We start from the raw sequence: 20,877 nt of genomic DNA, 5'->3' as shown, positions 1-20,877 counted from the left end.
TTTTCAAAAAAGAAACACCCTAAAATCATAAAATTGTAGTTTTTTATGAGTTAGAGTGCTTAAATGATTGTTTTTATTTTCAAAAAGTTAATCGGCTATATATTTGTTGTTCCAGTATAACATCATCATTAAGGTGACAATAACTGAAGATGCAAGCCCTTCAAATAATAAGCAGATGCAATAAGTTGGTACTGAAGGGTTTCCTCCAAACATGAAAGCTTCAGATAGTGAGGCAACATATGCATCCCCACCTCGTGCATAACTATAAACTAATAGTCCGAAAACGCTCATCGACACTCCAACTACAGAAGTAGCCATTGCAGAAACAGCATTGGATACAAAATTAGTTTCTCCTTCGTGAAGGTTCATTTGCATGGTTCTGTTTACGCCATAAAAGATAAAAAATACATTCAGGGTACGTAAATAGAATAAATCTGCTAGACCTAATACATTCATCAATAAAAAATAAATGCCTATGCCAAGGAATATTAGAGATCCGTTGACAATTTCTTTTGGTAATTTCATGATGGTTATTTTTAATGAGGTTAATAGTAAATATTTGATAAACAGCAAAATGTATATTAAATTTACTAAAAAAATAAATACGTTGATTTAAAAATAACGAAAAGTATATATTGAGTTTTTAAAGTATACTCACAAAATCCAATGCAGTTTTTTTGTCCAGGTTTAATTGTTCTTTTAACAAATCGACTGATTCAAATTTTTGTTCTTCGCGAAGGTATTTGAGCAGGGAAATTTCAAGCTTCTGTTCATAAATGTCAGCCTCAAAATCAAAAAGATTTACTTCAATAGTCTGTTTTTGACCATCTACAGTGGGGTTGAAACCAATATTCATCATTCCGAAAACTTCTTTTTCATTAATAAAAGTCTTTACAACATACACACCGTTTTTAGGAATTAGTTTGTAATCTTCTTCAATCTGTATATTCGCTGTCGGAAAACCAATAGTTCTTCCTAATTGTTTTCCTTTAACAACTTCACCGGTTAAAAAATAAGCATATCCCAGATATTCATTTGCCAGAGTCATATTTCCGTCCTGCAAAGCTTTTCTGATTTTGGTGGAACTTACTGAAACATCCTGAATTTCCTGTGCTGAAATTTGTTCCACTTCAAAACCGTATTCAGCTCCAAAAGCGATTAAATTATCAATATTGGCTGTTCTGTTTCTTCCAAAGCGATGGTCGTGACCAATAATTATTTTATGAATATGAAACTGCTCAACTAAAATGGAGTGTACAAATTCTTCGGCGGTTAATCTTGAAAAATTCTCGTTAAACGGATGAATAACAAGGTTTTCAATGCCGGTTGCTTCCAGAAGTTTAGATTTTTCGGGAATGGTATTTAAGAGTTTTATCTCTGATTTTTCCTGAAGGACCATTCTTGGATGCGGAAAAAAGGTAAGAACCAGACTTTCATATTTTCCGTTTTCAGTGTTTTGAGTAATTCTTTCCAGAATTTTTTTATGGCCAATGTGGACGCCATCAAAAGTGCCAAGAGTTAAAATTGTTTTCTTGGTAGAGTGGAAATCGTTAATAGAATGAAAGAGCTTCAAAACAAATTATTTAAGATGCTGCAAATTTATACTATCTATTTTAAATCTGATACTAACGTGAATTGATTTTTTAATTTGATTCGTTTAGTTTTTGTGAAAAAGAAGTAATTCGTCGATGCGCAATAAATATCTGTCGAGAATTGAGAAGAATTTAACTTAATTGATTTAATTTTGATTCTCTAATAACCTCTTGATTATGAAAAAACAGCTACTAATCCTGCTCTTTATTTTTTGTTGTATTAATGTTCATGCACAAACAAATGTTCTTTGGGAGAAAGTTAATTCGGTTTCAGCTAAAAAAACAGGAAATAGGATCGATCAGGATAAGTTATATTATAAGCTGAATGAAAATCTTTTAATTCAGAAAATTACAGCTTCGGGCAGAACGTCAAAAAGTGCAGTTTCAGAAATTACTGTTCCAAATGCTGATGGAGATTTAGAACGATTTATGGTATGGGAATCCTCTAATTTTGATCCGGAATTGCAGGCTCAGTATCCCGAAATAAGGGCATATGTTGGTACTGGATTAGATGATAAAACAGCAAAAATTCATTTTAGTGTTGCGCCAATAGGTGTTCAGACTATGGTACTTCGTTCAGACAGAGCATCTGAATTTATAGAGCAAAATCCCGAAAATAAATCAGAATATGTATTGTTTACATCTAAAAATAAGGATACTTCAAAATCTCTAATTTGTAAAACTAAAGAAGAGAATATCCTAAAGATTTCAGCTAAAACAGCTAAAACAGCATCTAATACGAAAACTTTAAAAACACTTCGACTGGCATTATCCTGCACAGGTGAATATACTGCATTTTTTGGCGGGACAAAAGCAGGAGCGTTAGCAGGGATGAATGCTACGATGACAAGAGTAAATGGCGTTTTTAATAAAGAACTGGCTGTGCAATTAACTATAATAGCCAATAATTTAGATGTTATTTATACAGATGCGACAACAGATCCCTATTCTAATGCTAGTGCAGGTGCAAATGGAGCCTGGAATGTTGAAGTTCAACGAACATTGACGAATGTTATTGGAAGCAATAATTATGATATTGGGCATTTATTTGGGCGTTCAGGAGGCGGAGGCGACGCAGGATGTATTGGCTGTGTATGTCAGAATCCTGCTTCATTGACTGATGAAAATGCCAAAGGGAGTGCTTATACTTCTCCTTCAAATTCAATTCCGCAGGGGGATACATTTGATATCGATTATGTAGCCCATGAAATGGGGCATCAATTAGGTGCTACCCATACATTTTCTCACGAAATTGAGGGCACAGGGACAAATGTAGAGCCTGGCAGCGGTTCGACTATTATGGGGTACGCAGGAGTAACAGATGATTATGATATTCAAAACAGTTCTGATGATTATTTTGCCTATGCAAGTATTTTACAAATCCAGAATAATCTCGCTACTAAATCATGTCCGGTTAGTACGCCAATAAATAATAACCCTCCTAATGTTATTGCGGGTCCAGATTATATTATTCCGATTAATACCCCATTTATTTTAACCGGAACTGGTTCTGACCCGGATAATGATACTGTTACGTATTGCTGGGAGCAAAACGATAGTGCCACCACAGCATCCGGAGATAATAGTATTGCTAAACCTTCAAAACCAGATGGGCCATTATTTCGTTCTCTGCCGCCAACAAGCTCAGCTATTCGATATATGCCAAGTTTTAGTTCTGTACTTCAAAATAGATTAACCACAACCTGGGAGTCAGTTTCATCAGTAGGAAGAGATTTGCATTTTTCCCTGACAGCAAGAGATAATGCTGTTTTAGATACTCCTCAGACTAATAGTGATAATATGACTGTTACAGTAAATGCCGCTGTTGGTCCTTTTGCAGTAACCTCACAAAATACAAATGATATTGGTTGGCAAAAAGGTTCTTTTCAGAACATAACATGGAATGTTAATAGTACCAATACATTACCAGGTTCTTCAAATGTAAATATCAAGTTATCTACAGATGGAGGCTTGACTTTTCCTGTAATTCTCGCGTCAAATACACCAAATGATGGCTCTGAGACTATAACAGTTCCTTCAGATATAACAGCTACAAATTGCAGGCTGTTGATTGAGCCGGGTGCTAATATTTATTATGCCTTAAATTCAAATCCTTTTTCGATAGGATACAACTCGGCAACGACTTGTAGCACTTATAGTTTTGGCAGCTCGTTTAACATACCGTTTGGGTCTGTTTTTACAACAAAAACAGTAAGCGTTCCAGCTTCAACAGGAATAGTTTCTGATGTAAACGTAACTGTAAACGTAACTCATAGCAGGTTTTCAGATTTAGAAATTCAAATAGAAAATCCACAGGGGACGATTGTAAAATTGTTTGATAAAAACTGTGCAAGTACTAATTCGACTTTAATATTGGGATATGATGATTCGGGAGTTGAATTAGATTGTTCGAAGATAACAAGTCAGATTGTTATTCCGGCAGAATTTTTAAACGCTTTTAATGGACAAAATCCTCAGGGAACCTGGGTGTTCAGGGTGCGTGATGCAGTTTCCGGAAGTTTCGGAACTATAAATTCTGCTTCAGTAAATATTTGCAGTCAAACATTTACATTAGATGATTCTCAATTTGAAGAAATAGATTTTGCGTTGTATCGAAATCCAAATCAGGGGAATTTCATAATTCAATTCGATTCGGATTCGACTAAAGTTGTAGAAGTAACGATTCATGACATATCCGGTAAAAAAGTGTATGACAAAACGTTTGACAAGGCCCCTTATTTCTATCAGAATATTCAAATGCAAAATCCGATTGGCGGGTTGTATCTGGTAACAATAACAAACGGTGATAAAAGAATTGTCAAAAAGATACTCGTAAACTAAATTTAAGAATTAGCCATTGCCATACAAACAATACTGATTTTTGTTCCGGGAATTTTGAGCAATGCCCTGGAGCATGCCTCTAATGTTGCTCCGGTTGTGAGGACATCGTCAACAAGTAAAAAATGTTTGTTATGATTTTCTTCTGAAATATGTACATCAAATACATTTTTTATTCCTTCTGATCTTCCCAAAAGATTCTTTTTGGATTGGGTTTTAGAATATTTTTTCCGAAACAAAATAGTTTCATTATAGTCGATACCCAATCCTTTGGACAATGCATTTCCAAAAGTAGCTACCTGATTATAGCCCCGTTCCTTAAATTTCTTTCGATGTAGCGGTACAGGAATTACAGCATCAAAAGGTACTTTAGGCTGAATGCTTTTTAAATCTTCTACATACCAGTCTCCCAGGACTGTTCCAATTTCTTCATATCCTTTGTATTTCAAATTATGAATTAATTCCTGTACGATTCCTTTTTTATTGAAATACAAAAATGCCGATGCATGTTCAATTTCAATTTTGCCATAAAACTTTTTAACAGCTTCATTTTTATTATCCAGGTAATATTGCGTCAAAGGCATTTCATGTCTGCAATTAGTACAAAACACAGTTTCATTAGTCATTAAAAGGGAACTGCAGCCAGCACAGACTTTAGGAAAGAAAAGATTTATTAAAGATTCAAACATATCTCAGGAAACTTTTTATTGAATAAATGTAAGATAAAAGCGATTAAAAACATTGGGTTTAATTGCTTTTTTTCTAAAAAATATTTACAGCCAAAATAAAAAGGCTTAATTATTACAACTTATTCGTTTAAAGTCACCAAATAATATAGAAAAATCCGGATTTATTTATAAAAAATTAAATATCAGTGGGCAATCTTCCACTATTTTTCTTTTTTTTAAACTCACTTTTTATATTTTTGCATCACTATGGCAAAACAAGAAGATATATTTAAGAATGTGGTTTCGCACGCAAAAGAGTACGGATTTATTTTCCCGTCAAGCGAAGTATACGATGGACTGAGTGCAGTGTATGATTATGCACAAAACGGCGTCGAGTTAAAAAAGAATATCCGTGAGTATTGGTGGAAATCAATGGTTCAGATGAATGAAAATATTGTCGGTCTTGATGCTGCAATATTGATGCATCCGACAACCTGGAAAGCTTCAGGGCACGTTGATGCCTTCAATGATCCTTTAATTGACAATAAAGATTCGAAAAAAAGATATAGAGCTGACGTTTTGGTCGAAGATTATGCTGAAAAGTTAAATCAGAAAGCTCAAAAAGAAATCGAAAAAGCAAAAGTCCGTTTTGGAGATGCTTTTAATGAGGAGGAATTTATTACAACGAATGCACGTGTTGTTGAATATCTTGCAAAGAAAAAAGAGATTCTGGCAAGACTTGCAAAGGGTATGAGTGAGGATCTTCAGGATGTAAAAGCTTTAATCGAAGAATTAGAGATTGCTGATCCTGAAACGGGTTCTAAAAACTGGACAGATGTGAAGCAATTCAACTTAATGTTCGGAACTAAATTAGGGGCTTCTGCAGAATCTGCAATGGATTTATATTTACGTCCGGAAACGGCGCAAGGTATTTTCGTGAACTTTTTAAATGTCCAGAAATCAGGCCGTATGAAAGTTCCTTTTGGAATTGCCCAAACCGGTAAAGCCTTTAGAAACGAAATTGTGGCAAGACAATTTATTTTCCGTATGCGTGAATTTGAACAAATGGAAATGCAGTTTTTTGTACGTCCTGGAGAAGAAATGCAATGGTACCATCACTGGAAAGAAGCACGTTTAAAATGGCATTTGTCTTTAGGATTAGGAAAAGACAATTACCGTTTTCATGATCATGAAAAATTAGCGCATTATGCAAATGCTGCTGCAGATATTGAATTTAACTTCCCATTCGGTTTTAAAGAGTTAGAAGGAATTCATTCCCGTACTGATTTTGATTTAAAAGCACATGAACAATATTCAGGAAGAAAACTGCAATATTTTGATCCGGAACTGAATGAAAACTATGTTCCATATGTTGTAGAGACGTCTGTAGGTCTGGATCGTATGTTTTTAGCTGTTTTTGCAACATCGTTGCAGGAAGAGGTTTTAGAGGACGGATCGACTAGAACTGTGTTGAAATTGCCTGCAGTTTTAGCTCCAACAAAAGCTGCTGTCTTACCATTAGTGAAAAAAGACGGATTACCGGAAGTAGCAAAAAAAATCATCGAAGATTTAAAATGGGACTTTAATGTTGCTTATGATGAAAAAGATGCAGTTGGCCGTCGTTACAGAAGAGCAGATGCTTTAGGAACACCTTTTTGCATTACTGTGGATCATCAGACATTAGAAGATCAGACAGTAACAATTCGTCACAGAGATACTATGAAACAAGATCGTGTTGCTATAGGCGATTTGAAATCAATTATTGAGAATGAAGTATCAATGAAAAACTGGCTGATGAAAATGTAAGGTAATTAAACTTCAAAAATATTAAATCCCAAATTCTATTAGGAATTTGGGATTTTTTTATGGAATTCTTTGAATTTATCTAAATGAAAGAATTGTTTTAGATATTTTTTATAACTTTAGATGTTTTCTTTTACAGAAATACCAAAACCAAAAACAATAGATTAACCCCAATTAATCCACAACAATGAATTACACCTACATTATTTTAGATGACGATCCGGAAAGTGTTGAAAAAATAAAGACAATTGCAAAGGAGTTTTCAGAGCTGAATTTTATAGCTGCTGCGAATAATTATACCGATGGACTGAACCTGATTTTAAAACATACACCTGATCTGGTTTTTTTGGAAATTGACCCTAAAGACAAATCCAGCGGACTTTCTTTAACTTTAATTAATGGCTTATTGATGTATTTGAAAGAGCTGCCAAAAATTATTGTAACAACAAAAAGTAAAGATTTAGCGTTTGATTGCATTCAGTATGAAGTAAATGATTATTTTCTTAAACCACTTGAAGCAATTGATTTAGTGAAACTGATTCATAAATTAAATAAATTATATAATGAAGATGAAGTGCTTCTGGTGCAAAAACTGAAGCCAAAAGAAAAACAAAATCAGGAAGAAGGAATTCAGATTAATAAAAACAGGAAATCCTTTATTTTATGTGTTAAATCATATGGAGATCATCGTTATATAGATTCCAATGAAATCTGTTATTTTCAGGCAGATAATAATTCAACAGACATTCACCTGAAAAGCGGTGAGATGATTACAGCTTTTAAAACACTGAAGCATTTTGAAACGGTTTTGTCAAATCCATTTATCAGAATACATAACAGTTATATAGTAAACAGAAATTATATTTCGAGGATCCATACAGGTAACTCTTTATGTTATATTAAAAAAACAACTATAAAACTTCCTTTTTCAAAGTCTTACAAAGCAAATGTTGATTTCATAATTAGTGAATTTGCCAATGAAAATTATATAGAAACTTAAAATAAAACCATCTGCCCTGATTTGGTATCCATTCACTCATGAACGGGTAGCATTGACCATAAACGCCTTTTTTTTAAGTAATTGTTGCGCTTTACTGTTTAGTTTTACCAAAGAATTCCGAACGAAACGGGATTAAAAAAAGTAAAAAAGTATAACAATATAAACACAACAATCATGAAAAAATTAGCTTTAACAACAGGATTATTCTCTTTAGTAATGGTATTAACTTCTTTTAATACTTCTGCAAAAACTAGTAATGATACTTTAATAAACAATACAACCATTGGTATTGACGGAAATCAGTCAGCAGGACAAAGCAGAAAAGTGGATATGATGGGATCTGATTTGTCAAATCAAAAATTAAGCATTGACGGAAATCAGTCAGCAGGACAAAGCAGAAAAGTGGATTAATTCACTGTAATTCATTTCAATATAGAGAAGGCCGTCTAAAATTAGACGGTCTTTTTCTTTATGTCTAATGTATAGTTTTGTATTTTTGAGTAAATTTTTAAGACAAAATTGAAAAAAAACTATCTGATATTACTTATATTTTTTATTGGCTGTACGAAGCAAAATGAAAGCACTCGTGTATCCAGTCAATCGAGAGATAGTCTGGATTTATATTTATCATTGGCCAACGAATACAAATTACCCGTTGCAATAAAGCAAAAATACAATCAAAAAGCTTTTGAAGTCATTATGAGCCAGCCCGATGACTCAGTCAAAAGGGTAAATCTTTTTAAAGTTGCCAATCGTTATTTTAATATGAGAGATTGGAACAATTATAATAAAACGGTTAAAATTGTTTTAGAAAAGGCCCTAAAAGCAAAGGATTCGGTCTCCATGTCTAAAGCTTATATTTATTTAGGGGATTATTACAGTTCTCAAACTTCTTCAGACAGTGCATTTGCATTTTATTACAAAGCCGAAAAACTATATTTGGCAACTGATGATTTTTATAATTTAGCCAAAACAAGACTTAGTAAAGCATTATTACAGTATAACGAAGGAGATTTTTACGGCAGTGAAAAGGCTATTTTTAATGCTTTAAGAGTTATTAAAGGAAAAAACAATAATGATATTTTATATGAAGCTTACAACCTGCTCGGAATTTTATATAATGAACTGGGGGAATATGAAAAAGCCATTGAATTCCATAATAAGGCCATTGCCAGCATAGATGATAAAATTATTCCTGTAGAGTTCCAGTCAAAAGCAACTTCATTAAATAATATAGGTTTTGTTTATCAAAATCTTAATGATTACAAAAAAGCTAATTTTTATTTTCAGGAAGGACTAAAAGAAAAAAACCTCTTTAATCAAAAACCTGAATTGTATGCCATTTTGATGGATAATTTAGCGTATTCCCAGTTTAAATTAAATCAGAACCAAGACCTACCGGGTTTATTTTATAAAGCACTTAAAATAAGGGACAGCTTACAGCTTACAGCAGGTATAACGGCAAGTAAAATGCATTTATCGGAGTATTTTGCCTCGATAAAGGATACAGCTAAAGCTCTGCACTATTCAAATCAGGCACTTATAGTTTCAAAGCGTACTAAAAATTTTCGTAATGTACTGGTCGCTTTGAAGCAGTTATCTTTAATTCATCCCAAAAAAGCTTCAAAATTTTCAGAAGACTATATTCGCATAAATGACAGCCTTCAAAAGGCCGAACGTAAAATGGGGGATAAATTTACCCGAATAGAATATGAAACCAATGAAATAAAAAGCGAAAATTCGAGTTTAGAAATACAGAACAGGACTTTGGTGTATGTTTTTAGTATTCTTTCGCTGCTTGGTTTGTTTTTTTATATATACAAAACACAACAGGCAAGAAACAGGGAATTGCTTTTTAAGCAGCAACAGCAAATTGCAAATGAGGATATTTATAATTTGATGATTTCACAGCAAAACGCAATCGAAACAATGCGGATCAGGGAAAAGAAAAAAGTTGCCCAGGAACTGCATGATGGTGTTTTAGGAAGAATGTTTGGTGTCAGGATTAGTTTAGACAGCCTTGATAAATTAGACGAAGAAACCGCTACTGATAAGAGAAGGAAATATTTGCTGGAATTAAAAGAAATTGAGCAGGATATTCGGGAAATTTCGCATGATTTAAATAAAGAAAAATCCGGATTGATTAATAATTTTGTTGCGATTTTAGAAAAGCTATTTCAAAATCAAACCAATACATTCAGTACAAAACTGGCTTATAATATTGATTCCAATATCAAATGGGACCTGGTTAGCAATGTTGTAAAAATTAATTTATACAGGATCATTCAGGAAGCGCTTCAGAATTGTAATAAATATGCCAGGGCAAAAACAATTACTGTCGAATTTAAAAGTGAGATCAATTATTTAGTTTTATTAATATCAGATGATGGAATAGGATTTAATATTCATAAAACAAAAAAAGGAATCGGGCTGCAAAATATTGTTTACAGAACGGCAGAATGTAACGGAAATGTCGAAATAAACTCGGCAAGGAGTGAAGGAACTACCATTTTAGTGAAGATACCAATAGATCAAAAAATAAATAAGATTCATAATGAAAGCTGATTTACCACCATCGCTTAAGCAAAAAAGCAATATATTAATCGTAGACGACCATCCGTTTATTATTGAGGGTTATAAAAATGCTATAACACGTTATCATCCTGAAAGCCATGAGTTTTTGATTTCGCAGGCTAAAGATTGTAAATCTGCTTATGAAATTATTACAAACCCTGAAACGGTTCCTTTTGATATTGCTTTTTTAGATATCAGTATGCCGGCTTATGATGAAAAAGAAATTTTTTCAGGAGAAGATATAGCAAAACTAATTTTGGAATACATGCCAAACTGCAAAATTATTCTGCTGACCATGTATACCGAATTGCTGAAAATTAAAACCATTATCCGTACCATACAGCCAAACGGTCTGATTATAAAAAATGACCTGACATTTGATGAATTGCTTTTTGCTTTTGATAAGGTAATGAAAAGCGATAAATATTACAGCCAGTCGGTTCAGAAAATGCTCAATCAGTCTCCCCATAACTCTATTGAAATAGATGAATTTGACAAACAGATTTTATTTCATTTGTCCAAAGGGACTTCTGAAGAAGAAATGCCGCACTATATTCCTATTTCCATAAATGCAATCAGAAGACGAAAAAAAGGACTTAAAGAGCTGCTCAAGATAAAAAATGATTCAGACGATGATTTGGTAAAAGAAGCCAAAAGCAAGGGACTTTTCTAAAATAAAATCCAAAATAAAAATTCCAAACTCCAACGATACAATATTGGAATTTGGAATTTTTTTATTCTAACTTTTAAAATTTATTCACTCAGCGCATCCCAGCCTCTTGCTTTTAAGGCAATTTTGGTATTGGCGCGGGTTACCAGATGAATTCCTTCACTTTCATCGGCCATGTGACCGATGATAGAAAAGTTTGGATTTCCTTTTATCTTATCAAAATCATTAATGTCGATTGTAAACAGTAATTCATAATCTTCACCGCCATTAATGGCAACTGTTGTGCTGTCTATATTAAATTCTTCGCAGGTCGAAATAAACTGTGGGTCAAGTGGCAGTTTGTCTTCGTATAAATTACAGCCCACTTTTGACTGCCTGCACAAATGAATAATTTCAGAGGACAATCCGTCTGAAATATCAATCATCGAAGTCGGTTTAATTTCCAGTGCATGTAAAAGTGTTCGGACATCTTTTCTGGCTTCAGGTTTTAATTGTCTTTCGACCAAATAGGTGTACGGATCTAAATCTGGCTGATTGTTTGGATTGACTTGAAAAACCTGTTTTTCGCGTTCCAATACCTGTAATCCCATGTAAGCGGCTCCAATGTCTCCGGTTACGACAAGTAAGTCGGTTTGTTTGGCACCGTTTCGGTATACAATTTCATCAGCATCTGCTTCACCTATTGCCGTGATGCTGATAATTAATCCTTTTTGTGATGAGGTCGTGTCACCGCCAATAACATCTACTTTATACTCATTCGCAGCGCGTGTAATCCCTTCAAATAATTCCTCTAAGGCTTCCAGTGGGAAACGGTTAGAAACGGCTACAGAAACTGTTATTTGAGTTGGTTTGGCATTCATGGCACAAATGTCAGACACATTTACTACAACAGATTTGTATCCTAAGTGTTTCAATGGCATGTAAGCCAGATCAAAATGCACGCCTTCAATCAGTAAATCGGTCGAAACCACTACTTTTTTATCCTTGAAATCAAGGACAGCTGCATCATCGCCAATACTTTTTAAAGTGGATTCTTGTTTTACATCAAAATGTCTGGTTAAATGTTCTATTAAACCAAACTCGCCTAACTGCGCTATGCTGGTACGTTGTGGGTTTTTATCTTCGATCATGTTGTTTCTAATTGCTTTTTGGTTTTACCAAGGCAGCAAAGGTACGAAGTTGAGGATTAATAACTAAAATGGAGTTTAATTTTAATTAAGCCAGAAAGAATACTAGTTAATAATTTTCAATATGGGATAGACTCTATTTGTCTCTCACAAATTTTACGCTCTTTATTAAGCCATCTTTCACTTCATAAATAGAAATATACTTTGTCTGATTTCCATTCTCTGTAACAATTTCGTGATTGATTACATAATTTCCGTTAAACATCTGACTGATAATCTCAACTTTGACCGATTTGGCGGTAAATTTGGGTTTAAAAATAGAAGTTAGGTTATCAGTACCGGTTGCTAATAACTGATCCGGATAGGTATAAATTTCAACATCAGGAGAATATAATTTTATAAATTCAGTAAAGTTGTGCTGATTGTAAAAGGTCATTCTTTTATTTACAGTTTCCAATGGCGTTGGAGCATTTTGTGAATGTGCCGTGAAAAAAACAAGTTGTAGAAAAAATAATATTGCTGCTGTGAATTTTTTCATTGTGTTTTTTAGCTTTGAATAAGAGTTTGACTTTAATTAAAACGAATTGAATTTTCAAATTATAAATTTAATGCTAATGTAAGAATTTTTTGGCTTACGAGCAATTGGAACCGACTAGTTTTCAATTATTTAATTTACCGATCAGTTTTTATAGCTGCAATTTATTATGTTTCCTCAGTAGTTTCGTATTTGAATAAACACATTTCCATCAGTCTGTTGTTTTACCGATAGGTAGAGAAATATGCAAAATCTTGTTTTCATCGTTTTCAGCTACCGGAAAATCAGGGCCTGCCAAATCCTTTAAACGGACCACTTTTGAAAATTCCCCGCCAAATGCAGCTCTGTAAAATTCAAAAGCTTCGTGAGCATTGCCATTAAAATTAATGTGTGGATTGATAAGTGCCATAGTTTTTTTGTTTGATAGTTGTGGTTTGTTTATGAAGTTATGCCTATAGTTACTTACTACTCAACAATTATGTTTTCTTCTACCGAGGCTTGTTCTACATTAGTTTCTGCTTTACTTTCCTTTTTTACAATTGGTTTATCTTGTATTTCTTCTAATAGAAAATCTTCATTAAATATTTCTTTATAAGTAACACGGAATTCTTCTTTCTTTCTAAAGCGTTTAAATAAAGGCCAATTTTTATAAGCAAATTTATTTATGAGCTCATCATCTGCGCCAATTTTTATCATAATTTTTTGTGCTTCAACGAAATTGTCTTCTAATATCGCCTTTGCAAGTTTAAATTCGTTTCCAATTGACCAATCTTCTTTTTCAATTATTAGTTTACATTTCTTTTCATTGTTTAACATTTTATAAGCAATAGCTTTATTAATAATTATAAACTTTCTGATTTGTTCTGAAGAAAACTTTTTAATTACATCTGTAGCAAAATCAGAAATAATTATTCCTAATGTATATTTGTTGTCAAGTAATAAGTCATAGATTATTTGATTTAAATGCATATCAGCTTTATCCCGGTCATCTGGAAGCATTTTTCGCCATAATACATGCGTTAGCTTTACTGAAATTTCGAATAAAACTTCAAATGCTTTTTTGCAATAATCATTTTCTGCTTTTAATTCCTCATTCAGTTTGCCTGTACATTCTGATTCAAATTTCCATTTAGTTTTAGCATCTAAATATTGTCTGTTAATTTGTCCGTTAGTGTGGACAAACAAATTGCGCCTTTGAGTTAATTCTATGAAATATGGTAAAATAGGTAAATCAGTAGTTAGTGTAAAATCTCTTCCCGTAACCTTCGAAATTCTTCGCTCTAAAACTTTTAATTGTTCAAGATGTTCTTCCCTCAAGATTGATTCTACTTCTTTGTCAATCATATGGTTTTTTAGGTCTTCAATTGACTCATACGAAAAGATTTCTTCGGCATTAATTATTTTTTCACTGGCACGCAAAATGTTTGGATTTACTTCATACAAGACCTTTACTAGTTCTCCTAAAAATGCATCGTACTGACTAATAATTGAAACAACGTAATTCCTAGGTAAAATCTTTTCGGCGATATCTGTTTTTCTCAGCAGTTTATGAATTTTAGTGAATTCATCGGCTTTTTCTGAAGTTACTTGGTACTTAGTAATTTCCTTGCCTTTATCATCTACGTCTTCAGTTTTCAATGATATTTTTTCTAACTTTTCAATAAGATTTTTATGCTTAATTGATAGCATCATTAATTGAAAAGGAAGGTTATCTGCTAAAGCAGTTAATTCTTCTAGAAATTTATCTAAATTCATTTCTAATAACTCTGAATAAGTTATTTCTTCGTCTAAAATTTCTTCTTCGTTTTCTGTTGACATTGTTATTGTTTATTTTGGTTGGTAATTAGCATAACGGTTTCGGGCTTTGCGTTGGTGGGCTTTTGAAACCGTAAACTGTCTGCCAGCATCAACTTTTATCAATTGCTCAAATGTTTCTATTTGCACTGTCCACCCACTAACGCAAAACCTGTGTTAGTAGCTGCCCTTCATTGTTTGGAGTCCAAGTCTTCATACTTATATGAATTTGTTGTCAATGACTTGTCTTGTAAATAACCCCAAAAAGTTGTGTGTCGATCTTTGTCCGTAATGTAGTCCAAATAGTTGACACAGTCGTCCGTGTCAAACTCAAAGGTAACACTACCTTTTGCATAAAGTTTTAAATCACAAGCTCCGTAGGGAAAATAGATAGTGGTGTCTAGCCAATATTCATATGAGTCTTTGTTGATACTTTCAAGTGCCCATTCTCTCTTGTATTCAACTTGTCTGCCGTCAATGAGTTTCAGAAACGTGCCTTTGTCATAAGGTGAAATGGTAATTTTACCTGCTACAACTTCATTAAATGTCAATAAACCAAAGCCTTTTATAGCAGTTTCGTTGCCTAGTGTCTGGTGTCTGATTTTCTTGATGTGTGGAATTTTGTCTAGGTCAATATACTTAGTCCAATCAAATTCAGGCAAAAGTCCTGCACCCCAAACTTTAAAAGAAACTGTCGATGGCAAAATTGTCGTAGGATCAAAAAAAATTGTTTTGCTGTCATAGAAACTCACCGAGTCCATGCCTTCAAATTTTTCTTTTGTTAAGTCAACTGATATTTTCATTCGTTTCTGTCTAGGGTTTTCACTAACTCATTTATAAGCGACACAAACATTCGCATATCTCCTCAAATTTAGGTGTATATACGAATGTTTGTTTCGTATTATTTCTCAAATATAGAAAAATAATAATCTCAAACTTACAAATGTTCTTGCACCCGCGTGAAGGATGGGAGCAGGTTACCGAAGTAACGCGTACAGCCTGACAGCATGCCGATAAAAGGGCGAGTAACCGTAATGTGAGTTTGCCCTTTTTATGGGGATGGTGGCACGCCCAAATGTTTATCGTTTCATGCTAAAATGAGCCCTGAATACCTGAGGAGTTTCGTTTAAGGTATAGAAAACCTGAAACCAGTAGTCGGTAGAGGGAAGCAGATCGCCATTGTACTTACCGTCCCAGCCGGCTCCGGAAGGTTTTATCTGTTTGATGGTTTTTCCGTATCGGTCAAAGATATTGATGACGGCATCGGGCTGAAAAGCGAGATCGGGAATGTTCCAAGTATCATTGTAGCCGTCGTTGTTGGGGGTGAAAAATTTAGGATACTTGAGTACATTGATAATTAGAATCTGGTCGTCGCAGTTTCCTTTGACATCTCGTACTGTGATAACATGCTCTCCCGAAGCAACATCATAAAAAACGTTACTGGTTTGAAAACTGCCGTCATCGAGCTGGTATTCATAGCTGCCAAAACCATTGTGCAACTTTACGGTAACATCGGAATTTTCCCGAAATGAGTCGGTCATGTTGACGCTCGCCACTGCCGGACTTGATTTTTCGACAATAATCGTGGCAGGGTTGTAACCACAGTCGTTACCAACATCGGGCGTGTTTTTGGTGATTTGCAGGGTATAAGTTCCATCTTTGGCAGCGGTATAATTTGGACCAGTCCCTACTTTATTGCCGGTTAAATACCAATCGACAGTATAAATAGACGGATTAAGACCTGACCTTAATTCTGCCGTACGAAGCGTAGTTCCTGTTTGAAAATCAACGCAGATTATTTCGTTTGGTAACACCAGATTTTTTAAAGGATAAACCGTAATATTAAAATCATCCTGAGCAGTACAAGCCGGATTTGCAGGAGCTGCAGCGTAGATATACATTTGCTGGCTGGCGGTTATTTGCTGCCCGGCTGAGTAACGTGTACCTGTTGCATTTGGCCCACTGTAATAATTTCCAAATGATAATGGCGGTAATGTATAGCTTCCGCAAATGGCAACATCGGGGGTACTGACTAATACGGGAGTTACAGCAATGTTGACTAAAAAGTTTTTTTCGCTTGTGCAGGTCAAACGATTTCCCGAAATGGCGTAAACATATATTCTTTGGGATGTTATCAGAACGGTTCCCGCCGGAATAGCAGTGCCTTTTCCTCCGGGCTGTGAGTAATAATTTCCTAATTGTAACGGTGGCAGGGTATAGCTGTCGCAGGCATTAACATCAGCAAAGGTACCAACATCTATTCCGTTATAATTCACCCTGAAAAAAGTTTCATTACTGCAGCTTGTAAAATCCGCCCATTCATTGTAGATGTATATCGTCTGATTCGTGTTTATGAGCGTTCCTTCGGGGATTTGGGTTCCCTGGCCATGCGGGCCTCCGGTTGCAGTGTAGTATTTTCCGTTTTTCAATACAGGAAGCTTAAAAGCGGTACAGGTGACCACATCCGTAAAACTATCGACCAAAGGACGTTTTCTGATCTCGACCACAAAACTATGTTCATTGGTACACTCAGGGCCAACTGCATAAATATAAATGGTCTGGGTTGAGGTAATGACATCCCCGGCTTTTAATGCAGTTCCTCCGCCATTTGTTTTGGTATAATATTTTCCGTTTACCAAAGGAGGCAGGACATAACGCTCACATTCCAGTCTATTGGCGGGCTTGTCTACCGGTGGCAGTGTTTTTATAGTAATTTCATATTTTAAGTTATCGGTACAATTTGGGGAAGTTGAGGTGACGGCATAATAATACACGGTCTGTGAAGTGGTAATGTTGGTTCCTACAGGAATGTTTTGTCCTTGTCCGGCAGGAGCAGTATAATAACCGCCTACTGCAACAGGTGGCAAAACATAGTTTCCGCATCTGCTAATCGGAACAAAAGCAGCAGAATTTATAATGTCAATTTTAAAGGAATGCTCGTTTGTACATCTTCCGTCATTTGCAAAAACAAATACCGTCTGGCTTGAAGTTATATTTGTTCCGGCATTTAAACGAGTTCCCTTGCCCCCTGTTGCTGTATAATAATTTCCACTTGTCAAAGGAGGAAGAATATATGAGTTGCAAGTTACCACATTCGCCGGTTTGTCAACTAAAGGCAATGGATGAACTACAAAAGATAAAGCTTCGTCACGACACACGGCTCCGTTGATTCTGGCATAATAATAAACAGTCTGGCTAGTGGTAAAAATGGTCCCTGCCGGAATAACATCTCCCTGTCCTCCTGTGGCAGTAAAAAAACTACCTGCAGCTACACGCGGAATTGTATATTGACCACAGGCTTCTTTTTTAAAACTAAGCTCGTATATCAGGATTACATTAAAAAAGTTCTCGTTAGTACAACTGTTTGCAGCCGACCTGTTAAAAATATAGTAAACACCACTTTTGGTAATGATATCGCCGGGATTGAGTTTGGTTCCTGTTCCGTTTGGTCCCGTATTATATTCGCCATTTGCAATTGGGGGTAATGTGTAACTGTTGCAGGCAACAACATCCGGAATATCATCTACTGCAGGAAGAGAGTAAATAATTATATTAAAATTAACTATCTCAAAGCATTTTGAACTCGAAACATTTTCAACCCTAACCCAGATAGTCTGAGGTGTTTGGGCTGTGGAAGTGTTGAAAACCTTTGGATCTGTTATATTATTCGTACCACTGTTTGCGCCTGTCTGGCTGGTGTAATATCTGATTTTGTAATCCGAAGGGTTCTGCCCGTTTAATATGGCGCTTTCCTGGGTAGTTAAATCCACTACAACTCTTCCTGAAATGTTATTACAAACGTTAATGTCAGAAGGTTTTACAATGTTGATTGGAGGAGTTACAAGCAAATTGAAAGAGATTAAATTGTTACAGAAAAAGCTATTGTTGTTTATAGGTACGGCTTTTATATAGATAGTCTGGTTTCCTGAACTTGTAAAAGGATTTAACTGATTTTGAGGTATTGCCGGACCGTTTGCATTGGCTGATGCTAACGAATCAAAATAATAAATGGAATATTTAGCAGGATCAATCCCTAAGGCAGCTAAATTATTCTGCGTTAAGTCATATTGATAGCTGCCATTAGTGTTGTAACAGGCGATGAGGTCTTTGGGAGTTTTAATGACCAAATCTTTAATCACTACTTCGTCTTTGATCACGCAGCCTGAAAGTGTTGCTGTAAGTCCATAAGTTCCGGCTCTGTTAAGCGTCAGTGAGCTGCTGGTTTCACCGGGGATTACAGCTCCGTTCAGAGTCCAGACATAATCGTAATTGCCCACAAGTCCCGACTGAAGTGTAACATTTTCTCCTTCGCAGATAATTCTGTCCGGACCCAAATCCATTGTGGTGATAAAACTGCCTCCTTTTATAAAAACTGCCGAATCATAATTACTGTCGTTATAGTCTCCAATGGCGAGTTTTATGCTGTATGTCCGATTTGGAATTACTGATGAAGAAGCTTTCAAAACTTTGGTCTCCCCTCTCATATTGATGGCAGAACCCGCCGGATTGGTTACATTATAGCGGTCAAATAAGTTGGCATTGGCAGATAAACAGGCAGAATTGTACTGCTGATCCCGAATATTTTTAACCGAAACAGGCGTTGTTGTCCCCGGAACGACAGCAAGGTTTTTTGAAATTCCGGTTGTTAAATCAGTCAGGATAAAGGCAAAAACATCACTAAAACCACACTGAAATTCTCCGTATTCATTAGAGGCAAAAAGAAAATCAAAACTAAAATTGCTGGATAAAGGTGTAAAATCAAACTGAAGATAACTCACATCGGTAATAGGAACGATTTGTCCGTTCTCATTGCTTATATTCTGCAAATCAGGATCATTATTACTATTTAACCGACTGCTTTCGTTGGCACCGGTATAAGCACCTTCAGTATGTTTGGCAATCCCATTCCGAATAATAATTCCGTGTGTAATTGGGAAATTTGGATTTGTATTGGTGAATTTTCCAATTCCCAGACGTGATGAAAATTTGAAATTGCTCTCATTCGCACAGGCATTTTGCATTAGCTCTTGTCTAACTAGTTCAGGTATAGTCAAAGTTGTAGTGTCGACGATAATTCCCTGTGATGAAGATATAGCCGAATAAAATAATAAAACGAGAAGTAGAGCAGATCTCATAATTCATAATTTTATTAGTTGTGCTACTTAAAGTTACGAAATTATTTCTTTTTAATATTATGATTGTCAGTATTTTATGATTTTGTTAATTGCTTGTTAGAAAAAACGATTAAAGCTTTTAGTTTTGTTAAATTGCATAGAAGTTTTTAATTTATCCACTTATTCTAAATATTATAAACATGAAAACATTTGATATAGTTACTCTTACAGTTAATCCTTCAGTAGATAAAAGCACCCATTTTTCAGGTTTGGTTGCTGAACAGAAAATAAGGTGCAAAGAACCTCAGTTTGATGCTGGCGGGGGTGGAATTAATGTTTCAAAAGCAATTTCCCGTCTTCGCGGAAGTTCACTGGCAGTTTTTACATCAGGCGGACCGGTTGGAGAAATGCTGAAAGATTTAGTAGCTAAAGAAAAAGTTGATTTTGAAACAATTGAAACTGAAACAGCAACAAGAGAAAACTTCATTGCAGTTGATGATAATACCAATTCACAATATCGCTTTGGGTTTACAGGAGATACTTTATCAGATTCAGAAGTTGAAAAGCTTTTGGAAACCATTTCGAAGTTAAAACCAAATTTTTTGGTAGCAAGCGGCAGTTTGAATGAAGGTTTATCATCTGATTTCTATCAGAAAATTGCTGAAATTGCTAAGGAATCAAATTCAAAACTAATTGTAGATACTTCCGGAGAGGCATTAGAAAAAGTATTAGAAACCGGTGCCTATCTTATAAAACCAAACGTTGGAGAACTGGCAAAATTAATTGGTGCAGAACGATTGGAAATAGATGAAGTAAATGAAGCGGCTAAAAAAATAATTGCTCACGGCGGAGCTGAAATTGTTGTCGTTTCACTTGGTCCCCAAGGGGCAGTTTTGGTTACCAAAGACGAATATGAGTTTGTACCGGCACCCAATGTTGCCAAAAAAAGTACCGTTGGGGCAGGAGATAGCATGGTAGGCGGAATAGTTTGGGCGTTATCACAAAACAAGCCTCTGAAAGAAGTCATTCGTTGGGGAGTCGCCTGCGGATCAGCCGCAACTATGAACGAAGGAACACAATTGTTTAAATTTGAAGACGCCAATCGTTTGTTTGAATGGCTGAAAAATAAATAATTTATAAAAATAAAAATAAATTTATTTTT

General features: G+C 35.0%; 16 protein-coding genes. 7 read left to right on the top strand and 9 right to left on the bottom strand.

All coding sequences use genetic code 11. From position 1 onward, the window contains the following. Positions 1-87 precede the first annotated feature (87 nt). Together GXM16_RS16125 and GXM16_RS16120 are read right to left on the bottom strand one after the other, a co-directional pair. Positions 88-525 (bottom strand): hypothetical protein, encoded by a 438-nt coding sequence (locus tag GXM16_RS16125; protein WP_163395509.1) that lies wholly within the window; start codon positions 523-525, stop codon positions 88-90. Positions 526-643: 118 nt separating this feature from the next. Further along, positions 644-1,573, bottom strand: coding sequence for a bifunctional riboflavin kinase/FAD synthetase (locus GXM16_RS16120; RefSeq protein WP_163395508.1), 930 nt, complete (start codon positions 1,571-1,573; stop codon positions 644-646). A 196-nt stretch (positions 1,574-1,769) separates the two neighbouring features. On the opposite strand from GXM16_RS16120, the gene GXM16_RS16115 reads away from it, so the two are divergent. Continuing rightward, positions 1,770-4,433, top strand: a complete 2,664-nt coding sequence (locus tag GXM16_RS16115; protein WP_163395507.1) for a reprolysin-like metallopeptidase — start codon at positions 1,770-1,772, stop codon at positions 4,431-4,433. 2 nt (positions 4,434-4,435) lie between these two features. Here the strand turns inward: GXM16_RS16115 and GXM16_RS16110 are convergent, their stop codons facing one another. Then, complete coding sequence (locus GXM16_RS16110; RefSeq protein WP_163395506.1) at positions 4,436-5,119, bottom strand: ComF family protein; 684 nt, start codon at positions 5,117-5,119, stop codon at positions 4,436-4,438. Positions 5,120-5,365: 246 nt separating this feature from the next. Between GXM16_RS16110 and GXM16_RS16105 the strand changes: the two genes are divergently transcribed. The 5 genes from GXM16_RS16105 (at position 5,366) to GXM16_RS16085 (ending at position 11,148) form a co-directional block, all read left to right on the top strand. Next, positions 5,366-6,904: a glycine--tRNA ligase gene (locus tag GXM16_RS16105; RefSeq protein WP_163395505.1), complete on the top strand. Its 1,539-nt coding sequence runs from the start codon at positions 5,366-5,368 to the stop codon at positions 6,902-6,904. Positions 6,905-7,088: 184 nt separating this feature from the next. Further along, entirely contained in the window at positions 7,089-7,901 is an 813-nt protein-coding gene (locus GXM16_RS16100; protein ID WP_163395504.1) for a LytR/AlgR family response regulator transcription factor, read from the top strand. A 174-nt stretch (positions 7,902-8,075) separates the two neighbouring features. After that, a complete protein-coding gene (locus GXM16_RS16095; protein WP_163395503.1) occupies positions 8,076-8,312 on the top strand; it encodes a hypothetical protein in 237 nt (78 codons plus the stop codon). A gap of 108 nt (positions 8,313-8,420) precedes the next feature. Next, a complete protein-coding gene (locus GXM16_RS16090) occupies positions 8,421-10,466 on the top strand; it encodes an ATP-binding protein (protein WP_163395502.1) in 2,046 nt (681 codons plus the stop codon). Beyond that, complete coding sequence (locus tag GXM16_RS16085) at positions 10,456-11,148, top strand: response regulator (protein WP_163395501.1); 693 nt, start codon at positions 10,456-10,458, stop codon at positions 11,146-11,148. Before GXM16_RS16090 ends, GXM16_RS16085 begins: the two co-directional genes overlap by 11 nt. A gap of 80 nt (positions 11,149-11,228) precedes the next feature. Here GXM16_RS16085 and thiL read toward each other — a convergent pair whose 3' ends face one another. From thiL to GXM16_RS16055, 6 genes are all read right to left on the bottom strand, one after another. Further along, positions 11,229-12,275, bottom strand: a complete 1,047-nt coding sequence (gene thiL, locus GXM16_RS16080; RefSeq protein ID WP_163395500.1) for a thiamine-phosphate kinase — start codon at positions 12,273-12,275, stop codon at positions 11,229-11,231. 133 nt (positions 12,276-12,408) lie between these two features. After that, a complete protein-coding gene (locus GXM16_RS16075) occupies positions 12,409-12,810 on the bottom strand; it encodes a nuclear transport factor 2 family protein (RefSeq protein WP_163395499.1) in 402 nt (133 codons plus the stop codon). A 208-nt stretch (positions 12,811-13,018) separates the two neighbouring features. Continuing rightward, positions 13,019-13,216, bottom strand: coding sequence for a VOC family protein (locus GXM16_RS16070; protein ID WP_208797387.1), 198 nt, complete (start codon positions 13,214-13,216; stop codon positions 13,019-13,021). Between the two features lie 56 nt (positions 13,217-13,272). After that, entirely contained in the window at positions 13,273-14,625 is a 1,353-nt protein-coding gene (locus GXM16_RS16065; RefSeq protein WP_163395498.1) for a hypothetical protein, read from the bottom strand. A gap of 167 nt (positions 14,626-14,792) precedes the next feature. After that, a complete protein-coding gene (locus tag GXM16_RS16060; protein WP_163395497.1) occupies positions 14,793-15,404 on the bottom strand; it encodes a hypothetical protein in 612 nt (203 codons plus the stop codon). Positions 15,405-15,680: 276 nt separating this feature from the next. After that, positions 15,681-19,736 carry a T9SS type B sorting domain-containing protein gene (locus tag GXM16_RS16055; protein WP_163395496.1) on the bottom strand — a complete coding sequence of 1,352 codons (4,056 nt, stop codon included), beginning with the start codon at positions 19,734-19,736 and terminating at the stop codon, positions 15,681-15,683. A 179-nt stretch (positions 19,737-19,915) separates the two neighbouring features. Here GXM16_RS16055 and GXM16_RS16050 point away from each other — a divergent pair, with 179 nt between their 5' ends. Continuing rightward, positions 19,916-20,848 (top strand): 1-phosphofructokinase family hexose kinase, encoded by a 933-nt coding sequence (locus GXM16_RS16050; RefSeq protein ID WP_163395495.1) that lies wholly within the window; start codon positions 19,916-19,918, stop codon positions 20,846-20,848. Positions 20,849-20,877: the final 29 nt, after the last annotated feature.

It is taken from the genome of Flavobacterium limi (assembly GCF_010645075.1).
Taxonomy (GTDB): Bacteria; Bacteroidota; Bacteroidia; order Flavobacteriales; family Flavobacteriaceae; genus Flavobacterium; species Flavobacterium limi.
The sequence above is the reverse complement of the archived record's forward strand: the minus strand, read 5'-3'. Positions and strand labels throughout refer to the sequence as shown.

Excerpts from the sequence above, each read along its gene's own strand:
- GXM16_RS16060 (WP_163395497.1), bottom strand. The coding sequence starts at position 15,404 with ATGAAAATATCAGTTGACTTAACAAAAGAAAAATTTGAAGGCATGGAC.
- GXM16_RS16050 (WP_163395495.1), top strand. The coding sequence starts at position 19,916 with ATGAAAACATTTGATATAGTTACTCTTACAGTTAATCCTTCAGTAGAT.
- GXM16_RS16075 (WP_163395499.1), bottom strand. The coding sequence starts at position 12,810 with ATGAAAAAATTCACAGCAGCAATATTATTTTTTCTACAACTTGTTTTT.
- GXM16_RS16125 (WP_163395509.1), bottom strand. The coding sequence starts at position 525 with ATGAAATTACCAAAAGAAATTGTCAACGGATCTCTAATATTCCTTGGC.
- GXM16_RS16115 (WP_163395507.1), top strand. The coding sequence starts at position 1,770 with ATGAAAAAACAGCTACTAATCCTGCTCTTTATTTTTTGTTGTATTAAT.
- GXM16_RS16065 (WP_163395498.1), bottom strand. The coding sequence starts at position 14,625 with ATGTCAACAGAAAACGAAGAAGAAATTTTAGACGAAGAAATAACTTAT.
- GXM16_RS16085 (WP_163395501.1), top strand. The coding sequence starts at position 10,456 with ATGAAAGCTGATTTACCACCATCGCTTAAGCAAAAAAGCAATATATTA.
- GXM16_RS16055 (WP_163395496.1), bottom strand. The coding sequence starts at position 19,736 with ATGAGATCTGCTCTACTTCTCGTTTTATTATTTTATTCGGCTATATCT.
- GXM16_RS16095 (WP_163395503.1), top strand. The coding sequence starts at position 8,076 with ATGAAAAAATTAGCTTTAACAACAGGATTATTCTCTTTAGTAATGGTA.
- GXM16_RS16110 (WP_163395506.1), bottom strand. The coding sequence starts at position 5,119 with ATGTTTGAATCTTTAATAAATCTTTTCTTTCCTAAAGTCTGTGCTGGC.
- GXM16_RS16105 (WP_163395505.1), top strand. The coding sequence starts at position 5,366 with ATGGCAAAACAAGAAGATATATTTAAGAATGTGGTTTCGCACGCAAAA.
- GXM16_RS16070 (WP_208797387.1), bottom strand. The coding sequence starts at position 13,216 with ATGGCACTTATCAATCCACACATTAATTTTAATGGCAATGCTCACGAA.
- GXM16_RS16100 (WP_163395504.1), top strand. The coding sequence starts at position 7,089 with ATGAATTACACCTACATTATTTTAGATGACGATCCGGAAAGTGTTGAA.
- thiL (WP_163395500.1), bottom strand. The coding sequence starts at position 12,275 with ATGATCGAAGATAAAAACCCACAACGTACCAGCATAGCGCAGTTAGGC.